The sequence below is a fragment of the Hyphomicrobiales bacterium genome (assembly GCA_030688605.1).
Classification (GTDB): domain Bacteria; phylum Pseudomonadota; class Alphaproteobacteria; order Rhizobiales; family NORP267; genus JAUYJB01.
Genome location: JAUYJB010000143.1, coordinates 1 through 17,360 on the forward strand (window position 1 = coordinate 1; position 17,360 = coordinate 17,360).

The 17,360-nt window shown below is 61.9% G+C and carries 30 protein-coding genes; 10 read left to right on the forward strand and 20 right to left on the reverse strand.

Annotation, left to right across the window (positions count from 1 at the left end; translation table 11 throughout):
• The 5 genes from Q8P46_14970 to Q8P46_14990 all read left to right on the forward strand — a co-directional run.
• Window positions 1–254 (forward strand): hypothetical protein (locus Q8P46_14970; GenBank protein ID MDP2621447.1); only part of this gene is annotated, 254 nt, incomplete at its 5' end.
• The gene (locus Q8P46_14975) at window positions 247–513 is read left to right on the forward strand and encodes a hypothetical protein (GenBank protein ID MDP2621448.1); all 267 of its coding nucleotides are present in this window, start codon (window positions 247–249) and stop codon (window positions 511–513) included. The genes Q8P46_14970 and Q8P46_14975, both read left to right, overlap by 8 nt.
• A gap of 208 nt (window positions 514–721) precedes the next feature.
• On the forward strand, window positions 722–2,020 hold the full coding sequence (locus tag Q8P46_14980; GenBank protein MDP2621449.1) for a tyrosine-type recombinase/integrase: 1,299 nt from the start codon (window positions 722–724) through the stop codon (window positions 2,018–2,020).
• A 78-nt stretch (window positions 2,021–2,098) separates the two neighbouring features.
• Entirely contained in the window at window positions 2,099–2,404 is a 306-nt protein-coding gene (locus tag Q8P46_14985) for a hypothetical protein (GenBank protein ID MDP2621450.1), read from the forward strand.
• A 64-nt stretch (window positions 2,405–2,468) separates the two neighbouring features.
• Window positions 2,469–2,945, forward strand: coding sequence for a hypothetical protein (locus Q8P46_14990; GenBank protein MDP2621451.1), 477 nt, complete (start codon window positions 2,469–2,471; stop codon window positions 2,943–2,945).
• Window positions 2,946–3,376: 431 nt separating this feature from the next.
• On the opposite strand, the gene Q8P46_14995 is transcribed toward Q8P46_14990, so the two are convergent.
• From Q8P46_14995 to Q8P46_15015, 5 genes are all read right to left on the reverse strand, one after another.
• The gene (locus tag Q8P46_14995) at window positions 3,377–3,787 is read right to left on the reverse strand and encodes a hypothetical protein (GenBank protein ID MDP2621452.1); all 411 of its coding nucleotides are present in this window, start codon (window positions 3,785–3,787) and stop codon (window positions 3,377–3,379) included.
• 2 nt (window positions 3,788–3,789) lie between these two features.
• Entirely contained in the window at window positions 3,790–4,140 is a 351-nt protein-coding gene (locus Q8P46_15000; GenBank protein MDP2621453.1) for a hypothetical protein, read from the reverse strand.
• The gene (locus Q8P46_15005) at window positions 4,141–4,347 is read right to left on the reverse strand and encodes a hypothetical protein (GenBank protein MDP2621454.1); all 207 of its coding nucleotides are present in this window, start codon (window positions 4,345–4,347) and stop codon (window positions 4,141–4,143) included.
• Window positions 4,348–5,065: 718 nt separating this feature from the next.
• Window positions 5,066–5,491 carry a hypothetical protein gene (locus Q8P46_15010; GenBank protein ID MDP2621455.1) on the reverse strand — a complete coding sequence of 142 codons (426 nt, stop codon included), beginning with the start codon at window positions 5,489–5,491 and terminating at the stop codon, window positions 5,066–5,068.
• A complete protein-coding gene (locus Q8P46_15015; GenBank protein MDP2621456.1) occupies window positions 5,491–5,856 on the reverse strand; it encodes a hypothetical protein in 366 nt (121 codons plus the stop codon). Before Q8P46_15015 ends, Q8P46_15010 begins: the two co-directional genes overlap by 1 nt.
• Window positions 5,857–5,907: 51 nt before the next feature.
• Here Q8P46_15015 and Q8P46_15020 point away from each other — a divergent pair, with 51 nt between their 5' ends.
• Window positions 5,908–6,405 carry an HNH endonuclease signature motif containing protein gene (locus tag Q8P46_15020; protein ID MDP2621457.1) on the forward strand — a complete coding sequence of 166 codons (498 nt, stop codon included), beginning with the start codon at window positions 5,908–5,910 and terminating at the stop codon, window positions 6,403–6,405.
• Here the strand turns inward: Q8P46_15020 and Q8P46_15025 are convergent.
• Window positions 6,402–7,097 carry a peptidoglycan-binding protein gene (locus Q8P46_15025; GenBank protein MDP2621458.1) on the reverse strand — a complete coding sequence of 232 codons (696 nt, stop codon included), beginning with the start codon at window positions 7,095–7,097 and terminating at the stop codon, window positions 6,402–6,404. The two genes, Q8P46_15020 and Q8P46_15025, sit on opposite strands and share 4 nt — an antisense overlap.
• 62 nt (window positions 7,098–7,159) lie before the next feature.
• Between Q8P46_15025 and Q8P46_15030 the strand changes: the two genes are divergently transcribed.
• A complete protein-coding gene (locus tag Q8P46_15030; GenBank protein MDP2621459.1) occupies window positions 7,160–7,345 on the forward strand; it encodes a hypothetical protein in 186 nt (61 codons plus the stop codon).
• Here Q8P46_15030 and Q8P46_15035 read toward each other — a convergent pair.
• Genes Q8P46_15035 through Q8P46_15045 form a run of 3 tightly spaced genes read right to left on the reverse strand, consistent with a single transcriptional unit; the run spans window position 7,342 to window position 8,266 of the window.
• Window positions 7,342–7,548 carry a hypothetical protein gene (locus Q8P46_15035; GenBank protein MDP2621460.1) on the reverse strand — a complete coding sequence of 69 codons (207 nt, stop codon included), beginning with the start codon at window positions 7,546–7,548 and terminating at the stop codon, window positions 7,342–7,344. The two genes, Q8P46_15030 and Q8P46_15035, sit on opposite strands and share 4 nt — an antisense overlap.
• Window positions 7,545–7,892 carry a DUF6527 family protein gene (locus Q8P46_15040; GenBank protein MDP2621461.1) on the reverse strand — a complete coding sequence of 116 codons (348 nt, stop codon included), beginning with the start codon at window positions 7,890–7,892 and terminating at the stop codon, window positions 7,545–7,547. Before Q8P46_15040 ends, Q8P46_15035 begins: the two co-directional genes overlap by 4 nt.
• Window positions 7,889–8,266, reverse strand: coding sequence for a lytic transglycosylase domain-containing protein (locus tag Q8P46_15045; GenBank protein MDP2621462.1), 378 nt, complete (start codon window positions 8,264–8,266; stop codon window positions 7,889–7,891). The genes Q8P46_15040 and Q8P46_15045 overlap by 4 nt, the downstream gene beginning before the upstream one ends.
• 60 nt (window positions 8,267–8,326) lie before the next feature.
• Here Q8P46_15045 and Q8P46_15050 point away from each other — a divergent pair, with 60 nt between their 5' ends.
• Complete coding sequence (locus Q8P46_15050; protein MDP2621463.1) at window positions 8,327–9,034, forward strand: glycosyltransferase family 25 protein; 708 nt, start codon at window positions 8,327–8,329, stop codon at window positions 9,032–9,034.
• Here Q8P46_15050 and Q8P46_15055 read toward each other — a convergent pair whose 3' ends face one another.
• The 6 genes from Q8P46_15055 to Q8P46_15080 form a co-directional block, all read right to left on the reverse strand.
• A complete protein-coding gene (locus tag Q8P46_15055; GenBank protein ID MDP2621464.1) occupies window positions 9,035–9,889 on the reverse strand; it encodes a hypothetical protein in 855 nt (284 codons plus the stop codon).
• 1 nt (window position 9,890) lies between these two features.
• Complete coding sequence (locus Q8P46_15060; protein MDP2621465.1) at window positions 9,891–10,244, reverse strand: hypothetical protein; 354 nt, start codon at window positions 10,242–10,244, stop codon at window positions 9,891–9,893.
• Window positions 10,244–10,717 (reverse strand): hypothetical protein, encoded by a 474-nt coding sequence (locus tag Q8P46_15065; GenBank protein MDP2621466.1) that lies wholly within the window; start codon window positions 10,715–10,717, stop codon window positions 10,244–10,246. Before Q8P46_15065 ends, Q8P46_15060 begins: the two co-directional genes overlap by 1 nt.
• A gap of 25 nt (window positions 10,718–10,742) precedes the next feature.
• Window positions 10,743–11,540 (reverse strand): HNH endonuclease, encoded by a 798-nt coding sequence (locus Q8P46_15070; protein ID MDP2621467.1) that lies wholly within the window; start codon window positions 11,538–11,540, stop codon window positions 10,743–10,745.
• Window positions 11,510–12,022, reverse strand: a complete 513-nt coding sequence (locus Q8P46_15075; protein ID MDP2621468.1) for a hypothetical protein — start codon at window positions 12,020–12,022, stop codon at window positions 11,510–11,512. Before Q8P46_15075 ends, Q8P46_15070 begins: the two co-directional genes overlap by 31 nt.
• Before the next feature lie 75 nt (window positions 12,023–12,097).
• Complete coding sequence (locus tag Q8P46_15080) at window positions 12,098–12,760, reverse strand: hypothetical protein (protein ID MDP2621469.1); 663 nt, start codon at window positions 12,758–12,760, stop codon at window positions 12,098–12,100.
• A gap of 47 nt (window positions 12,761–12,807) precedes the next feature.
• Between Q8P46_15080 and Q8P46_15085 the strand changes: the two genes are divergently transcribed.
• Entirely contained in the window at window positions 12,808–13,053 is a 246-nt protein-coding gene (locus Q8P46_15085) for a hypothetical protein (GenBank protein ID MDP2621470.1), read from the forward strand.
• On the opposite strand, the gene Q8P46_15090 is transcribed toward Q8P46_15085, so the two are convergent.
• The 3 genes from Q8P46_15090 to Q8P46_15100 are packed head-to-tail and all read right to left on the reverse strand — an operon-like array spanning window position 13,050 to window position 15,683.
• The gene (locus Q8P46_15090; GenBank protein MDP2621471.1) at window positions 13,050–13,880 is read right to left on the reverse strand and encodes a hypothetical protein; all 831 of its coding nucleotides are present in this window, start codon (window positions 13,878–13,880) and stop codon (window positions 13,050–13,052) included. The genes Q8P46_15085 and Q8P46_15090 overlap by 4 nt on opposite strands.
• 4 nt (window positions 13,881–13,884) lie before the next feature.
• Window positions 13,885–15,204, reverse strand: a complete 1,320-nt coding sequence (locus Q8P46_15095; protein ID MDP2621472.1) for a hypothetical protein — start codon at window positions 15,202–15,204, stop codon at window positions 13,885–13,887.
• The gene (locus Q8P46_15100) at window positions 15,204–15,683 is read right to left on the reverse strand and encodes a hypothetical protein (protein ID MDP2621473.1); all 480 of its coding nucleotides are present in this window, start codon (window positions 15,681–15,683) and stop codon (window positions 15,204–15,206) included. Before Q8P46_15100 ends, Q8P46_15095 begins: the two co-directional genes overlap by 1 nt.
• Window positions 15,684–15,754: 71 nt before the next feature.
• Between Q8P46_15100 and Q8P46_15105 the strand changes: the two genes are divergently transcribed.
• Window positions 15,755–15,967: a hypothetical protein gene (locus Q8P46_15105; GenBank protein MDP2621474.1), complete on the forward strand. Its 213-nt coding sequence runs from the start codon at window positions 15,755–15,757 to the stop codon at window positions 15,965–15,967.
• A 9-nt stretch (window positions 15,968–15,976) separates the two neighbouring features.
• Here the strand turns inward: Q8P46_15105 and Q8P46_15110 are convergent, their stop codons facing one another.
• Both Q8P46_15110 and Q8P46_15115 read right to left on the reverse strand, forming a co-directional pair.
• A complete protein-coding gene (locus tag Q8P46_15110) occupies window positions 15,977–16,348 on the reverse strand; it encodes a hypothetical protein (protein ID MDP2621475.1) in 372 nt (123 codons plus the stop codon).
• Window positions 16,349–16,364: 16 nt separating this feature from the next.
• The coding region (locus tag Q8P46_15115; protein ID MDP2621476.1) for a hypothetical protein at window positions 16,365–17,360 on the reverse strand (996 nt) is incomplete at its 5' end.

The window sequence follows — 17,360 nt, forward strand, 5'->3', positions numbered from 1 at the left end:
CCGGCGACTACGCTTGGTGCGCTGACGCGGCCACAGGCGAGGGTATCCGCCTGCGCATCGTTCGCATCGTGCTTACCGTAGCACACCTCGACCACCAGCCGGAAAACTGCGACTTGGATAATCTCCGCGCATGGTGCCAGCGGTGCCACAACCGATACGACGCGAAGACCCGTCGCGAAGGCATCAAGCAAAGACAACGCCTCGCAAAAGCCGCCGACGATCTATTCGCCAACACGGGCCAGTCGGATGCCTGAGGGCCTGTTCAGCGAACTGCCACAGTTTCCGCCGGCCTTGTCGGACGAGGAGCTTCAGTTTCTGGCGTCGCTGCCGGTCTATGATGATGCACTGCAAACCGTTCGGGAAATCGCGCAGGAGGACGAGCGCATTTGCCGGCGATTGGAACGGCGCGGCTTGGTCAAGATTCACCGATGGAAGGACGATCCAGCCGGCGAACTTTTCACGATGTACGCCGGGAAGCTGCCAGCCGCAACGATCCGGGGCCTGCCAGCATGAGCCGGGGTATGCCAGCATCAATCGGCGATCCGCTGAATAGCGGGGACGACGCCCCGATCACGCTGGCGGAAGCCTGCAAGACCCTGCTTCGTGGGCAATGCCGGCCAGCAACCCTGCAGGCCGAGCGCCGGCGCGGCAACCTGACCGTCGTCCGGCTCGGCCGGCAGGTGCTGGTCCGGCCGAGCGCGATCGAGGAGATGCTGAAGCGATGCGAGGAGCAAAACGCCCGCGGCTCTGGCTCCGCAAAGCCCGGCGAGACAAGCGCACCGGAGCCGTCAGGCCCGCCACCTGGATCATCCTCCACCGAGGCCGACATATCGCCACAGGATGCCTTGAGCGCGAAGTTGAAGGTGCTGACAGGGCACTCCACGACTACATCGCCCGAAGCTACGCACCGTCCCGCCGGGCGGCCAGCGCGGATGCAATAGCCGTCGCGGACGTGCTGTCGCTCTATGTCGACGAGGCACTGCCCCGCGTTTCAGATCCGGACAAGCTGCTGGCCCGGATCGAACGGCTCAATCGCTTCTGGCAGAACCGGCGGCTCGGCGAGGTGACCGGTGCGACGTGCCGGGAGTATGCCGAATGGCGCGGCGCCAGGGCCGCATCGAGGCGCGAGCTGGAGGACCTCCGTGCGGCGATCAAGTATCACGCCAAGGAAGGGCTGCACCGCGAGATCATCATGGTTTCACTCCCGGAGAAGGGTCAGCCGCGCGATCGCTGGCTGACGCGCGCCGAGGCCGCCGATCTCTTGTGGATCTGCTGGCGCTACCGCGAGGTGCAGACGCTCCACCGCGGCCCGATGAAGGGCGAGCGCGTGCAGACCGGAAAGTATCCGCTCCGGCATCTCGCCAAGTTCATCCTGATCGGCATCTACACCGGCACGCGCGCCGGCGCGATCGCCGCGGCGTCGCCGGCGCCGGCGGAAGGCCGCTCGTGGGTCGATCTCGACCGGGGCGTGTTCTACCGCCTCGCGATCGGCAGGAAGGCCACCAGGAAGCGCCAGCCGCCGGTGCGGCTTCCAGACCGGTTGCTGGCCCACATGCGGCGCTGGGCCCGCATGGCGCCGGCGCAAGGGCATTTCGTCGAGTGGAGGGGAAAGCCCGTCAGGAGCGTCAAGACCGGCTTCGGATCGGCGGTCGATCTCGCAGGGCTGGAAGGTCGGGTCTCGCCGCACACGCTCCGTCACACCGCCGCGACGTGGCTGATGCAGGCCGGCGCGTCGCTATGGGAGGCGGCCGGATTCCTCGGCATGTCGGAGAAGGTGTTGCGCGATGTCTACGGCCATCACCATCCCGACTTCCAGCGGGAGGCCGCGGACGCACTCGGCTACGGCAAGCGCGTATCGTTGGCCCAATCGTTGGCGGATGACGGCGAGCGGAAGGCAAGAATCAAGGCGATCATTGGTGGGCCCGGCAGGACTCGAACCTGCAACCAGATCGTTATGAGCGCCGCGCCCTTGCCGGAAAGTTCAATCAATTCAATGCGAAACGGTGTTAAATTCCAATGAATGTTCCGCGTCGGTTCACGGGTATCGTTGGCGAAACGTTGGCGGGGCCGTTCCCGGCTCGTAGGATGGGAGAAGGTGATGGGAGAGGTGACGATGAAAGAGCGGGTTGCGCGGGCTATTGATCCGGCCGCGTGGAAATCCGCGGATCACCGCCTTGCACGACTTGGCGCGCGTAACGAGGCCGAGCGTCACTCAGACATTGCGGACGTGATGGCCGCGCCCCGTATCGTCAAGTCATTGGAGCAAGCCCGCGCCGCTATTGAGGCAATGCGGACACCGACGCACGAGCAGGGTATCGCCGGGCTGAATGCTGACGACCGTAGGACCGGCTTCGAGACGTGCTGTCACATCTATCGAGCCATGATTGACAAGGCCCTCGCCTGACCATTGTTCCACCAGGCCCATCTGTTCATGTTAATCGGTCTGGTGTTGTTCGGGGTGTATCTGATTGGAAGATGGGTTGGGGTTTGGGGATGAAGAAAGGGTTTGCGAGATGCCAACTTGGGAACTGATTAATCCGAGCGACAAGTACACGTTTCGGACTGACGATTTCGAGGCGCTGGCCTTCGGAATTTTGATGCTGTCCGAGGGCAGCTATTCCGTTCAAGAACTCGACGTGGATAATCCGCGCTCGTCTCCAATCCTTATCTTCGGCGGCGATCCGAATGAGTGGTGGCAGGAAACATTCGGCCACAAGGTCGAGGGGTTCAAGCCGTGGCACAAGCGCGTCGCCGACGCATTGGATACCATTGTCATCGGCGACCGCGACGATTTTGAGGCGGCGCTTGCCGCTATTCCCGACGAAGACGCCAAGGCGAAATTCACCGCCAAATGGAACGACCGCAAGCGTTCGTCAATGAACGATATCGGTCATGCCGTGCGCTCGTGGGTGACGAAGCTGCGCAAACTCGAAATGGCATCCTGAAACGCAAAAAGGCCGCCTCGTCCCCGAAGGAATGTGGCGGCCAAGTCTATGGAGGGGGAACAGCGAACCCCGGCAGGTAGTTCACGGGATACGACGGTTCGCGAGTATCGCATCCGTGTGGCCGCCATCGGGTGATGACGGCCCTTCCCCAGCGGGGAAGCTCAGAAATGGAGATTGGAAATGGAATGGCAGGCGAATGAAGCAGCGCCGTACGGACAAACCGTCTTGGCGTGGATTCACCTGCCTAAGAACCCGCAGGCATCCGGCCCCGCCATCGCTTCAAGATGCTACGTCTTGGAGGACGAGCCGGAACACTATGACGAAATGCGAAGAACCGTAGGGTGTTGGTGGGCGAACGGGAGATATTACCATCAAGGCGATGACAGGGGGTACATAACCCACTGGATGCCACTACCGCCCCCGCCTCAGTCCTAGTTGCTCGGCAGGTTCGCCGGCATTGCCTTGATGATTTCGTGAAACGCCCCACGGGGCATCGGATACATCTGCCCAAGGCATCCCTTGCCGTCGATTTCAGCAACAGCCACCGCCTCGCGATACCAGAACAGGATGACCGAAACTGTCGTCAGGGGCGTGTTCATCATGCGATGGGATTCGTCGGCGAAGAATTGCGCCTGCCGGCGAATGATGCCGCCGAAACCTCCGGCAGTGTTGACCACGTTAAGCAGCCGCCCGGCCATCACGTCTTCTGTGAGGCATGGCTTGTCGGGTTCGAGTTCGCCGCTCAAGGCTGCATCTGCCCGATTACACATCACCAGGTATCCGAGAAAGCCAATGACGAGAATGCCCAAGGCAAGCTTTGCGAGGCGTGCAGTCGTGGGCATGATCAGGGCGTCCCCGGCCTAGTCGGCCACACAGTACGGCCGATGGCTTCCAAGCGGTTGTCGTGACCGCTCAGCCTTCGGTCCTGTTCCTCGTTCACCCGGTCGGTGAGATTGATCCGGCCATCGAGTCGTTCGATGTTCCGGTCACCCGCCGCGATCTGGCGCATGATGGCGGTGACTGTTTCGGACAGGGATTTCGTCGAGTTCCTGATGTCGTTCAATGCCTGCACGGCGAGAAACCCGGCAATGGCGAGCAGCACCGGCATGACATAGCGGGTGACGATCTTCGCCCATGAGTTCTCGGCAAAATGCTCAAGGCGTTTGCCATCGCCGTTTCCGTTCGGAAATGCCATTCATGCCACCGCCTGTTCCACAGTGAGTTGAGCGAGTTGCCGGGCCGCCCGTCGAAGCGCCAGCGCATAGTGCCCTACCGCCAGCCATACGAGGATCAGCGGCACGGCCACGATCAGCACCACAAACGGATCGGGAGACGACGCTATCCGTTCGGGGATGGAGGATGGATCGATGCATGAGAAGGTGGCGACGGGAGTTGGGTTCATGTCGCCGCAACGCTCCGGCGCACCAATTGACGGTATGCGGTAATGTCGGCTTCGCGCGTGCGGCCGAACATCCAGCGCATGACCATCGCGTTCAGCTTCACGTCACAGTCGGCACAGATGCCGCGTGGCCGGTTCTTGTCAGCGCAGATGTTCCATTGATAGTGACTCGACTCGCCGCAACGAGCGCACGGCACGCGACGAATGCCCCGAGACGTGTAAGGCTTGCGTCTCACTGTCCCGCCAGCCCCGTCCTGAGCCCGTTGTAAAACGTGATGATCGAAGCTCTGCGGCCACCTTCGCAGACGGCCGTGGCCTTCCATTCGGCAGCCAATACCCCAAGGTCGTCACCAAGGGCCGCCACCGGCCTCTGGCACGTCGCCACGGCCCTGCTTGGAAGCGGGGGCAGTTGTGGTTGGACCGTCGCCGCTGCGCCTGTAGGGCGGCTCTGACAGCCTGCTAGGGTAATCAGGGACAGGACGGCGACTATGCTTGCGAACGGGATTCGGAGCATGTAGATTCTCTGTTGCTGGCAGCGGCGTTGAAAGCAGACACGCGCCCGGCTAGTGCCCGGGGCCAGAGGTAACGAAGCCGAGCAGATGCCGTAGCCCCTAAGGCACTCTGGGGAAGTACGAAGCTGGCTCTTAACGCGACGCGAGGGCTGTCAGGCCCGGGAGAAACCCTCTGAGCCGGATTAGCGCCCGGCCTGCCAGCGACCACGCTAATTGAGCGCGTCAAGGTCGGCCTCCGTGGCTCCACGGCCCGGCACGACCGGACGGGACGCGATCAGATTGCGAAGGGCGTCTGCCGCCTGTGTTGCCGCCGCTTCACTCCGTTCGGCGATGGTAAGTTCAGTCTCAAGGGCCACGACCGCCGCATTCGCTATACGCATCTGGCGAGCGACTTCGTTGGCGATTTCCGTCTGCACCTGAAGCTGATACTCGACGAGCTTGCCGTGTTCGTATTTGATGCCGTTGGTCAGGCCCACGGAATAGACTACCAACCCAACCGCCACCGCAGCTGCGAGGTAAATGGCCTCTCTCTTGAACGCGGTGAGCATGTAGAGGACCACGGCCGCACCGAGCAGGACAGCGCCAAGTCCGTAGTGCCAGATGAACGGCAGGATCGTGGTCAGGAACGCCAGCATCACACTTCCTCCGCTTCGGCCGCCACCTCGGCCTCAACCATCGCAACATCGGTCTGAGCAAGCGTGCTGCGCTTGTTGTTGTCGTCCCACGTAGCGGCAAAGGCATAGCTGCCGATGATCGACACGCCCGCCCCCGTGAGCGCATAGGCAAGATTCTGGCGCAGCACATCATCGGGTGCGAGAAACACCAGATACGCGACGCAGACGCCGATGAAGCCGAGCGAGATGAAGATCAGCTTGCGGCGCTTGTTCCAGTTGTCGTTGGAATAAGCGTCGCGCCGGATGGCCTTCTTTTCGCCGGCCAGCGCCTTGACGGCAGTAGCCTTGGCCGCCGTCACCTTCTTGGCTGCGGCGGACTCGGTCATGATAGATTGCGCCCTTGAAGTGGTGCGGGGTGGTGTGTAAACATCCGACTCATGGCCGACATGATCAAGATTGAATTGCCCGCCGACATCGATGCCGTTCGCCGGCGGTTTGAAGCGATGGTGACGAAAGAACCGTCCGGCTGCTGGATATGGACGGGGAGCCGCGACTATCGTGGCTACGGCCGTTTCCGATGGAACACGCCGCGCTCAGTCCTTCGCGCTCACCGCGCCGCCTATGCGCTTTATGTCGCCGTGCCAGACACGGCGGCGGTCGTTTGCCACCGCTGCGACAACCCCGCCTGCGTAAACCCAGAACACTTGTTTCTCGGGACGTTCCGAGACAACACACGAGACATGTTCGCGAAAGATCGGTGGGTTAAACCACGGCCACCTCGCGGCGAACGGAACGCCAATTCACATCTCACAGAGGATGACGTTCGCGCCATCCGCGCCGACAAGAGAACCTATGAGCAGATCGGTGCAGATTACCGAATGTCAAAAGGCGGGATCAGCCACATCAAGTCTCGCCGCGTGTGGACTCACATCTAGAGCCGCGCCGCTTGAACGTGCATCCAGTCAAAGTTCCGGGCGCGACCGAGCGACACCCAGCCCTCCTCCTCCCAGAATTTCCAGAATGCTTCCGCGTCCGGCTTGGCGAGACGCGCTCGATCCCGCTTCCATTTGAGCTGGTTGCGCTCCGGGTCGAAGTCGATTGCGATGCCCCATGAGTGCATCGAGTAGGATGAGCCGCCGCGCATCTTGCGGACGTTCAGGCAACCGCCGAACAGATCGAGGCCCATATCCTTGCGTTGCGCTTCCGGGTAGTGGCGCGCGATCTTCGCAAATGCGCGCCCGGCGCTGGCCGCTACCTTCTGATGGCACGATATCCGCCTGACGATGGTGTTCTTTGCCCACGCCAGCCGCATGGGATAGGGCAGATCAAGCATGACCTGGTTCAAGCCAACACCGCCGTAGAACTTCATGCAGTCCTTTTGGAGCGGCCACGGCCCGCCCGTCGCGGACGGCTTCGGTATGGCAGCGCCTTCGGGCCGCGTGATCGGCTTGTCAGGGAACAGCGCCGCGCTGGTTCGCGGACCAACCTTGCCATCGGCGGCAAGCCCACTGGCGATCTGGAAAGCAACAACCGCAGCCGTCGTCTTCTTGCCTGCGAGGCCGTCAATCTTGCCCGGATCAAAGCCAAGCTCGGCCAGCCGTCGTTGAACGGCTTTCATGTCCGTCATTCGGTACTCCGATGTTGTGGGAAGGGATTGCGCGATCCGCGATGCCGGTGTTGGATGCCGGCATGAACGATCGCTACGAGATGGAACGGGAGCGGAGCCGCCGCGGTTGGCGGGTCGTCGACCGCTTCACGGGCTGGCCGGCGCAGGTGAACGGTGCGCCGCAGATCCGGTTGTCACTTGAGGACGCCGACGACCTGGTCGACCTGCTCAATCTTCAGGATGCTAGGCGACGGAAAGCCGAGGCTTAAACTTCGTCTGGCGCGTCTCGGGTCAGCACGAGATGCCAGTTGACGCCGGCATTGTTCGGATCGCCTGCGTACCTTCGGTAGGTCGCAGCGACCCGGTCGACGGCCTCATCGATCGCGCCCGCGTTGCTTCGGTTCACCCGGCACGTCGGCGTGATGATCTGGTGCGCGACCTTGAGGCCGGGAATCTTGGTTTCGGTGGTCATGCCTGAACGAAGACCCCTTTGCGCAAGTAGCCGTGCCAGTGCGTCGGGCCGTCTCGTCCGCCATCGTGGCTATGGATGCTCGGCGAGAGTGTGGGCGTCTCGCGGTTTCCGTCCCACGTCCACCCATGACGTTCGTTTTTGAGGTCGTCCGCGCTGAGCGGATGAAACGGCAAAGCGTGCAACACACCGCAGCCGCAAGGACACGAGTAGATCAGCCCGCGCATAACCTCAGAGCCGGTATCTCCATGGACGTAGTAACCGAAGGCGCCGGGAAGGTCGGGCCGATCGTCGACGTCAGGAACGAATGTCGCCTTGACGGGTGCGGGAAGCCGGACCTCGCTCATCGCATCGCCGCCTTCACCTTGCGGCAATAGGCAGAACAGCCACGATATTTAGAGTAGATGCCGCGCTGATAGCGCGAGATGGCTGTATCGAGATGCCCGCCGGCTGAGCGCAGCGCTTCCGCGAAGTACGCCGTGCCCCAGCGGACGTTCGTCCTAGCATCGTAGAGATCGCGGCAGTTGCCCTTGAAGCCAATGCCCCTCGCCGACTGACACCGGATCTGCATGAGCCCGATCTCACCGGCGCTGCCGGTAACATGGGCCCGTCCACCGGACTCAACCTTGATAATGGCCTCGATCACCTGCTTTGGCGCCGATTCCGCCCCCGCCGAAATGACAAGCAGGAGCGCCCCGGCGATGATCGCAGACTTGAGCATCTTGACTGTTCCGGGGTTGTCTCTTGCCCCCTGCCGGGGGGGGCGGGTAAGAAGGCGGCAATGCGTGTATTCGTCATCAACTTGGAACGGTCAGCCGACCGCAGACAGGCGATGAGCGCGCGCCTCACGAACCTCGGTATCGAGCACACGTTCTTCCGGGCGGTCGACGGCGCATGCGGAGAGCATCTTACCGCCGGTCGTTTTCGTCCGGGTCTCGCCGCTCGCTACGGCGGATTTCTCAGTCCGGGCGAGGCCGCCTGTTTTGCCAGTCACGCCCGCCTGTGGGCCGAATGTGAAGCCCTAGGCGAGCCGATTACCGTTCTTGAAGATGACGTTGATCTCGACGATCGATTTCCCGAAGCCCTGCGGAAAGCCGAAGTCGCTATTGCCGGTGGCGCTATCTTCGTCCGTCTCTGTGGCCTTATTCAAAGACCACATGTCGACGTTTCGGATGCCGGCGACGGCTACCGCATTGTCCGTTACCTGAAAGGCCCGAGTGGTTCACAGGCTTACGCACTGACGCCGGAAGCCGGGCGTCGTTTCGCTGCCGAGGCGCAGGAGTGGGCCGAGCCGGTTGACGATTTTGTTGACCGTTTCTGGCTTCACGGCGTTCCGAGTATGGCAGTCCTCCCGTACCGTGCATCGCGGGCGCCAGTGGCTTCGACAATCGGCACGCGACAACGACTGTCAGTCGGCGCACGTTGGCAGCGGAAGGTGCGGCGGGCAATCGATACGGTGCGAAGGACGGCGCACAACAGCATCGCGTGATTACCCGATCTTCCATATTTGCACGTCGGCATAGACTTCCGTTGCGAAAGAGGAATCGGCTCCGAAGCCATCATTAGAGCGCGTGGTGGTTGTTCGATGCTGAACCTCAAAGACTTTCTCAGCGGCGATTGTGAATTTTCCAAAAACACTATTGGATGCTCCCGACGAACCAGAATTGACCGCCTGTACGTTATTGCCCAAGACCGTCGTTGTCGTATCCGTAATGTTCTGAAGGCGACCTTTGTGAACGGCCGCAGCGCCGTTGGTAAACGGCAGCACCGCGTCGATGTAGTACGTCCCGGCCGGTAGTGTGATCTGGTTTGACCCGAGCGACGCTCCGGTTATCTCGTTCGTCAGAGAAGTGTTCAGCGTGCGCGTCCGCCAGTCGCCCGCGGTAAACGTACCGCCTTGAGTCCCGGCCGCCTTCTCGTCGCGGACATGCAGCAGTTGGTTGAAGGCATCGATCGCCTGCTTCGTCCGCAGCGGGTTCATATACGTCGTTGTGGACGTTCCGGCTTTGGCTTCAGCCTCGGACGCAAACACCAGCGCGTTCCGGACGCTCGCCGGAGCGTCGTTGGCAACATCCTTGGTGCCGGCGGAGAAGTTCACCGCATTGTTCGAATTCGAGCTGAGGACCACCGTATCCCGAACCAGCGTGGTGGCGTCGGACAAATGCCCGGTGCCGACTTCCCATTCCGCCGCGGCGCGGTTGGAAATGAAGTAGTCGAAAAGATCGGTGCCCCCGGTTCCGAATGCTGTGTTGAAGGTGCGCTTGCCGAGCACGGCCGCGAGGGTCAGGTTGCCTGTACCTGTTCCAACGGTCGTCTCGTGGACGAGATCGGCTACGTCTGGCATCTCAGGTCGCCTCGATCAAGACGCGCTGCACCGTCATCGTCCCGGAAAGCACGGTCGATATGGTGTCGTCGGAAAAGGTGACTTCGGCCTCGTGGTAGAAGACGCCCGCCTGGTCTTCGGTGTCGTCGGCATCGAGCAGCACTTCGAACTCACCGCCCGTCGCATCGGTGATGGTGATGCCCGAGCCTCCCGTCGCCTTGCTGATCGTCGAAGCCTTGCCGTAGGAACGTCCGCACTCCCACTTGATCGACGCAGAGGTCAGATCAACGGCGTTATCCTCGTTGTCGCGCACCGTGACGCGAAGCGTCTTGGTGTCGCCGGCGAACATGACGAAGTTTTGCTGTTGCTGAGCCATCAGGCCGCCTCGATCAGACCGCTCAAGGCGGCTGTGGGTTCGTGGTATCCGCCAAGCACGATCGCCGCGTCATGGCGTGCATCGAGATCGATCGTCGGCTCGTGATGACCCAGCATCTTGACAACTCCGCTCGCGTACAGCCGAAGGATCACGCCGGAGACCGTGAGCGTAACCGCCGCCGTTCCGACCGCCTCGTTTATCGAGTTGCCAATACCGGATGCCGCGACGGCGACCGAGGCCGTCCCCTCCATGTCGGGAACGATGGCGACAGCATCAAACGCAATGCTGGCCGTTCCGGCTGCTTCCGCGATGGATGCACCGACGGCAGTGGATGTCGCTGTAATCTCGGCTGTTCCGTCTCCGTCGGCTGAAGTGCTGGTCGTGGCGACGGTGATGAACGCCGCCCCGGCTGCGTTCTCGGTAACTGCGAGAATGACGCCGCCGATCGGCGAACCGATGTTGTTGCCGATCATGGGCGGAACCTACCGATGAAATCGTTCAGTGGATCGGTGTCGGCCCTACGTTGCGAGAGCCGCAATCGAGACAACACAGCACGACGCCCTTGCCGTGCCTTCCGTTCCTGAGTTGCAGGTTCTCAGGGCGGTTGTCACCATTGTCGCCGTTGATGTGGTGGACCGTTTCTTCTTTTCTGAGCGGGCGCCCGAGCTTGCGTGCCATGACGACGCGATGTTCACGCGCATAGTTGTCTCTCGTCGTCATCACGCTCAATGGATCGTCTGGGCTGACCCACACATGCACATAGCCTTGGCTGTCGACGTAGCGACCGCCCTTCCATTGATTGTGCTGCGCACCGCGCGCCCATTGCGTCGAGATATTGTGTTGACGCATCGTGCGGCTGACGAAGGATTGTGACCGCCCGATGGCGATAGAGATACCGACTTGCCCCATACCGCCGGCATTTAGTTCTTTGATTTTGTCGAGTTCACCGTCCTTCAATAGAGGCGCCGGATTAGCACGCAGCGTTCCGCCAGCGCGCTTGATGGCCTGCTTTATCGCGTAGTCCGCCTGTCCGCCGAATTGCTCACGGAGTTGGCGATACGTCGCGCCAGCCTCATACGCTTCGCGGATAGCCATCTCCTGTCCGCGAAACTTCCGCGCTCTCTCCCGGTAGATTTCCAGACCGCGTCGTGGCTCGCCGTGACGCCTGAGCACGCGCTCGACCGTCGAACTCGCTAAGCCGCACGCACCGGCGGTCTTGTACGAAGAGAATGTCTCTCGGTACGAAGCGATGATCTGCTCGTCGGTTACTGGATTGCCGCGAGGCTTGCCACCCATGACAGCACTCCCATCTTGAAGAGCAACCACGTTCCAACTGCCGTGGCGATCCATGAGGCGTCGATTGTAACTGCGGTTGCCGTGGTAAGCCTAGGCGTCACCGAGGTCGACACGGCGATGTTGGGAGAAACGGTACCGTAGACGAGGAGCTGCCCGGCGCCGCTCGATGCCGTGCCGAGTCCGAAATGTGTGACCGTCGTGCTGCCGCCGGTCGCCTCCGGAAACGAGATGGCCGCTGCCGGGCTGACGCTGTTGTTGGTGACGACGAAGCCGGCCGTCGATCTGGCGACCGATACGCGGGCGTAGCCGCCGTAAGTCGCCTCGTTGGTTTCCTGCGTGCCGGCTTCGTCGGGGTTGGCGTCGTGGAGTGACGTCCACAGCACCGAGATGCCGTCGGTGGCGTCCTGAAACAGTCCCGCCTTGGTCGCAGCGGCGAAGACCAGATCAAGGATATCATTTTCGAATTGGTTAGCAGCGGACATGGGGAATCTCCTGTGTTGCCCCAAAGAAAAACCGCCCGAAGGCGGCCGGTGATTTCGTTCTGTGCGTGACGGTCGTCAGCGCGATTCGAGATCCAGTGTTGCCTTGACTGCGGTGCGTGGTGTCATCGTCACCTTGAGCCGATCTTCAACCTGCTCGACGCGAAGATGTGTGGCCTCGTAGCCGTAGAACTTTCGCTCCGGCGCGTTCGCATCCATGAGCGTCGAGATTTTCGAGACATGCACATTGACGCCGGACGCGGCTGCCACTCCCAGCCAGAACTCGACACAAGCGCGGCCCCTGCCCTCATGGCCGTCCTTCACCCATGCGTAGTCGCAACCGTAGAGGCTGATCTTCTTCACCTTCAGGAACAGCGCGAAGGCGACGGCGTAGGCGACCGAGTTGTTGAAGTACGCGGCCCCGACGGAATTCAGCACGTCCTCCAGCGGATAGGCGACCATCCCCGGAAACTCGACGTGGGGACGCGAGGTGTAGACCGGGCCGGGATGTGTCCGGAGCCATCGGATCATCGCCTGAATTTTTGGGTCCGGATCGTCGAGCGTCACCCGCACATCGTCCATGTGGAAGACGCGGTCGTGAGCGAGCACATCGCCGTAGGAATTGATGACCCAGGTTTCGTCGCAGAAGGCGTGACGGCCACCGTGGGCTTCGACCGTATCGATGTAGGCATGGGCTGACGGGCCGAGGCCGACGATGGCGACGTGCTGCGGGTCCGGCATGAAGCTCCTTTTGCTCTCTCAGGTGTTTTGCAGTAGGTTCCGCCGCGATGAGACGGGGGAAATCGCGGAAGCCGAACGCAGGCATGCCCAAGACGTGGTGGGGCAACGCCGTCCTCGGTGTTTATCTTCTCGGCTACGTCTATTTCGTGATCGATGCCAGCGTGCGTAGCTGGCCGCCCATCGGTTTCTTCGAATGGTGGCGGGACATGGGCGGGCAGGCGATCCTTCAAGCGTTCTGGCCGCTGTGGCTCGTGCTGCGCTGGTGTGGAGTGCAGCTACCGCCCTTCTTCTAGCGCCGCCGCCTGCGTCTCGGATTCCGGACTTCCGGCGCCAGTTCCTCGGCATAGACACCTAGAGCGATCGCCAGCACTTCGATGTCGTCTTCGTCGTAGCTGAGCCCGCTGACGCTGCCCTGCAAACGAATGTTGTCGTTGCCGATTTCACGAGTGGACAGTGTGGCACTGACCGGAGTGAAAAAGACCTCGGCTTGGAATACTGCCCGGTCCAGCCCTTCCTCGGTAGCGGCAAGGCGGAGCGAGGCGACCGGCGTCGGAATAACCGGCGGCTGGACAACCAGTGTCGGCTTGCGGCGCGGCTTGGGTTGCGGCTTCGGTTGAAGCAGAACCGGCGGCGAAGGCTTCGGGACTTTGACGACAACCGGCTTGACGGTTGGAATGACGGCGGGCTTGGTGCCCTCCAGCCATGCCGTTTGCGGCTTCTTTTTGCGGCGGTATAGGGAGTAGGGGAACTCACGGGCAATGGCAGCGCCGCCGATGGAGTCCCCGGTAGCCTCGGCTGTGACGATGATGGTCGCCGTACCAGCGCCATCTATGAATTGAGGTAGACCAACTCCCGTTGCCGTGACGACAATGCTTGCCGCGCCTGCCACGTCGGCGGTAGCCGCAAGAACGCCAGCAACCGAAACCGTAACACTTGCCGTTGCCGACACATCAACGTCGGCCGTCGCCGTGATTGTGATAGACGCGGACCCGGCTGCATCACCTGACGCGGTCGCCGTGTCATTCAGATAGACGCCCGGCGCGAGGATATATTGCCGGTCGCCGGTCTCGTTGACATAAACGGCACCGCCTGCGCCGGCAAGAATGTACTGCCGGGCCACTGGTCTAGCTCACTACGATTTTGGGATCGATGTAGAAGGTTGAGGATGCCGCCGCCGCGAAGATGCGAACCATGATCGGCCCCTTCTCGGCGGGCGTGAACGTGGCGCTCATCTTGAACTTGGTTGTCGAACCGCCCCATGTGCCGGAACCGGCCGAGAGTGCGGCCGGCGTGGCGAGGAAATCGGCAAGGCCGGTCGAGACGCGCGAGGAAATCGGGAAATCGCCATCGCCGAGATAATCGACTTCCATCCAGATTTCGTTGTTGTCAGGAACCGCGCCGTCGCCCCAGATGCCCTCGATGTCGAGGGTGATTTCGCTGAGCGTGTCGTTCCAGATCGTGATTGGCAGCGACTCGAACGCCGCTTGCAATTCGGAGTTGGCCGTCGTGACGAGCTTCCATGCGATTGGCGTCGTGCCGTCCGATGCACCGCCCGACCGAACGATGGTCGTCTCGGTGGTCAGCGTGCCGGCGTAACTGTATTTCTCCGTCCGGTAGTTGGTGTCGCCGCTATCGGAGTTGATTAATACGACATCATGGCCGTGGCCAGTCGGCGTTTCTGCAACAACGGCGGTCGCATCGAGTTTGCAGTTTCGGATAAGCGCCGTCTGGATCGCGCCGGCACCGATTATCGTACCGCCTGCCAACGCAGTCAGATCAAGCCCCGACATCCTTGTTGTGCCGGACGCAGTGGCAAGCGCGCGAACAAGTACCGTTGGGATTGTCGCGCCGACAATCGCCGGGGCCGTATCGAACCACGTAGTCCAGCCCAAGAACGCCATGCCATCGGCTGTATTGCCAAATTCCACTGTTGTATTCTTCAGGGTCACGCGGCCATCCCGCGACGGACCCAATCTGATGCCGGCTTGGTTGTTATTCGTGCCAAGCTTCTTGAGAGCGCAATTCTCAAAAATATCGTGGAAGTTGCCGGTGCCGTTACCAATTAGAAGACCCGAATTGACCGCCCCGGAACCGCAATTGAACGTGATGCCGTACCAGTAAGTCGAAGCCCCGTTGAGGGTCATCGCATTGGCCCCGGTGGTTGTGACCGTCGCTGTGGGCGTGGCGACCAGGTCCGCACTGACCGGCGGCACGCTGCCGGCCTTGTTGACTGCAACTATCGTACCCGGCGCGGCTTCGGTGTTCTTTGGTGCGATGGTCATCGCCGAGGCTTGTGTCTCGGCATGATCGTGTGCGACCCAGATGTTATCGCCGGCCGCCGTGCCTGCCGCTTCCGCCGCCGCCTTCAGCGTCGTGTAGGCATCGGCCCACGACGTGCCGTCAGCACCACCGGCGGCGTTGCTGTCAACGTAAACGTGGGCCATCAGACACCGTTCCCGGTCATGGCACGCATCGCCGTGGCGGCTTCAGATGCGGGAGTCAGCTTATTGGCGCGCAACGTCACCACCTGCTGCTGTGTGATGCCAAACGCTGTTCGCAGGACGGCATCGGTGAGCGTTGACAGAAGATCGCCCATCATCATCGCCTCGAACGACGTGGCGGTCTGGTAAGCCTGCCGGAACCCGACGCCGTTCTGCGCCACTGTCGAGTATTCCAGCGAGGTCACCGCAAGCGAACCCTGCGCGAAGGCTTGCGCGATGTTGTTGGCGATCTCGCCGTTCCGCAGCCCGACATCGAGGCTGGCCACCCTCGCAGCCATGACGGCTTCCGCGTCCCAAACAGCCGGGGCGAGGTACAGGACGACATGCTCCCGCCCATGCTGATCCGTATGGACCTCGCGGATATAGCGGCGGCCATCGGCCTGCGCGTCGTCAGCGGAGATGACCGAGGATACTATTGGCATCGAGAATGCCCGGCGCTATCAATTGTGATGCTGGTTGTCATCCAAGCGCCCTACCTGCTAGCGTGAGCCGCATGGCGTTGCCTTTCTTCAAGTTCTGGAAGCCGCGCGGGAATGGGGCGATGAAGGTCGAGTTGACCATCACTCACCAGAACGGCAGCACGCGAACGATGATTGTTGACGCCGAGAGAATGCCGGATGGCGAGACGCTGTTCAGGCCGCCGGTTGAACTTGCGCCTGACGAAACCTGCACCGGCTACGTCTTTCTCGGCACCCCTTCCCCATAGCGCGGAGGATCACGCATGAAAGATCGCCGCGGCAGTCAGCTTAACGTCCTGCCCGGCGTGAATCTTCTGTTCGCCCTTGCCCGCGTAGCTCAACGCAACATCGCCGTCCTTGCCGATCTTTAGCCCGCTGATGCCGGCCGCCCCACTGGCTGACTTGACCTGCGCCGATGACGGCACACCCGTTGCGTCGGCCATGACCGACCCTGACTCGAACGCCATATTCCAGACGTTGCCATTCACTTCGCCGCCCTTGGCCGTCAGTTTGAACGTCGCAAGAATCGTCCCGCTGGCGGCCACGATATCCAGCGAACCGCCGGCAAAGTGAGTGCGAGTCGCCGACATGCGAGCCGCCTTGACGGCATTGGTATAGGTCACGGGCATTGGGCGACTGTTCCCTCTACGCGGCGAGTTGCATGGCGCGGTCGTCCTCATCGCGGACCACGGCGCGATCGAGAATGCCGGTTCTCACCCGCCGGATACGACCGCGCGAATCTCGGTCTCTCACATCGGCAAGCACCCGGCCGTCCGGACCGATCACCTGCGCAATGCGGCCGTCTTCGCCGCGCACGATATTGCCGAGCGCCGCACCGCGACGGATGGTTGTCGGCTCGCCCTCCGAGGTACGTTCGACTTCCGGCGCCTGTGCTGGCCTGTCGGTGACGCCCATGGCATCGCCCCGCAGATCGCGCACGAAGGCGTCCGGGCCGTCGTCAAGCAGACGTTGCCGGAGTTCCGGCCAGATCGTCCGCACGCCCTCGAACGGCAGCACCTTGGACTTCCGAAGCCGGTCCTCGATCTCTACCGCGACTTCCGGAGAGAGTTGCCGGATGGCGTCCATGTACGGCGACACGTCCATGATCTCGCGTTGTGCCCAGCCTGGTTCTCCGACCACGATCATGGCGTTTCTGGATTCCGCCGCCGCCCATCGGCCGAGCTGATCGGCAATGGCGGATGCGATCGTCGGATTGATGTCGATCTTGCGTTTGGTCAGCACCGCAACGATGTTCCGTTCGGCCACGTCGCGGCGCATTCCGGAAAATACCCTGAGCACGTCCGATGCCCTTCTCAAAGGATGCAGGCGCTTTTCATCGGCCGACTCCATCGTATTCAGCGCGACCCAGACCTTCTCGTCGTCCGACAGCGTGTCGTAGAATTTCGACGCCTGATCTTCCTGCCCGCGCGAAATCATCTCGTTGTAGGCGTTGTTGCGGCGTTCCAGTCTTCCCCCGGTTTCCGAGATGAGGCCGTAGAACTTGTCGGTGGCGTCCGAACCCCGAGCCAAATTCTTGACGAAGCGCCCGCTGATCGGCCAGTCGTAAAGCTGTTCCGAGCGCCGCTGAGGATCGAACATATTGGAGACCGACAGCGCGTTCCGTCCCCACGATCCGGTCCA